Source organism: Streptomyces hiroshimensis (genome assembly GCF_014650335.1).
GTDB classification, from domain to species: Bacteria; Actinomycetota; Actinomycetes; order Streptomycetales; family Streptomycetaceae; genus Streptomyces; species Streptomyces hiroshimensis.
Window position 1 is genome coordinate 1 of sequence record NZ_BMUT01000037.1, and the last position, 812, is coordinate 812.

Here is an 812-nt window from a genome sequence, read left to right on the forward strand (position 1 = left end):
TTACCTACTACAAGTCTGGGTCGTCGGCTCCACCACTTTCCTTCACCCGAAGGATCCAGAACGGCTTCACGGACTTAGCATCGCCTGATTCGATATTGGGCGTTTCAAAGCGGGTACCGGAATATCAACCGGTTGTCCATCGACTACGCCTGTCGGCCTCGCCTTAGGTCCCGACTTACCCTGGGCAGATCAGCTTGACCCAGGAACCCTTAGTCAATCGGCGCACACGTTTCCCACGTGTGTATCGCTACTCATGCCTGCATTCTCACTCGTGAACCGTCCACAACTCGCTTCCGCGGCTGCTTCACCCGGCACACGACGCTCCCCTACCCATCCCAGCGGGCGTTGGCCCTCATGCTGGAATGACACGACTTCGGCGGTACGCTTGAGCCCCGCTACATTGTCGGCGCGGAATCACTTGACCAGTGAGCTATTACGCACTCTTTCAAGGGTGGCTGCTTCTAAGCCAACCTCCTGGTTGTCTCTGCGACTCCACATCCTTTCCCACTTAGCGTACGCTTAGGGGCCTTAGTCGATGCTCTGGGCTGTTTCCCTCTCGACCATGGAGCTTATCCCCCACAGTCTCACTGCCGCGCTCTCACTTACCGGCATTCGGAGTTTGGCTAAGGTCAGTAACCCGGTAGGGCCCATCGCCTATCCAGTGCTCTACCTCCGGCAAGAAACACACGACGCTGCACCTAAATGCATTTCGGGGAGAACCAGCTATCACGGAGTTTGATTGGCCTTTCACCCCTAACCACAGGTCATCCCCCAGGTTTTCAACCCTGGTGGGTTCGGTCCTCCACGAAGTC

At 56.9% G+C, this 812-nt stretch carries 1 rRNA gene; it reads right to left on the reverse strand.

Annotation, left to right across the window (positions count from 1 at the left end):
- Positions 1-812, reverse strand: a 23S ribosomal RNA gene (locus IE241_RS33870); the annotation flags it as partial.